Genomic DNA, 387 nt, shown 5'->3' with positions numbered 1-387 from the left:
TTATACTTATGCACGGCACGGATGATTGTGTATACCGATTTCTCAGTTGGTAACGGAATTGGTCCAGAAACATCTGCACCAGAACGTTTCGCTGTTTCTACAATCTTCTCTGCTGATTGATCAATCACGCGGTGATCATAAGCTTTTAATCTGATTCTGATTTTTTGTTTTGCCATAATTTTCCCTCCTTATTCGTCTACATTTAGTGATAGACTTCTCCACGAAAACTATCTTACACAGCGCCATGGCAAAGCGGCCGGGTCTGTCAGTAACCTTTCGCTTCATCGCTTTTCTTAAAGTCCAACGTTAGTTATATTACACGAAAAACATCGATAAATCAAGGCTTTTCACATAATTTTTCTATCTGTCTAACACATACTTTTATAT

At 38.2% G+C, this 387-nt stretch carries 1 protein-coding gene; it reads right to left on the bottom strand.

Translation table 11 applies throughout. From position 1 onward, the window contains the following. The coding region (gene rpsJ / locus ETB99_RS14775) for a 30S ribosomal protein S10 (RefSeq protein WP_171700949.1) at positions 1-176 on the bottom strand (176 nt) is incomplete at its 3' end. Positions 177-387 lie beyond the last annotated feature (211 nt).

The organism is Anoxybacillus sp. CHMUD (assembly GCF_013096965.1).
GTDB lineage: Bacteria > Bacillota > Bacilli > Bacillales > Anoxybacillaceae > Anoxybacillus > Anoxybacillus kestanbolensis_A.
Note: the sequence above shows the minus strand (reverse complement) of the source record. Positions and strands in the feature narration are given on the sequence as shown.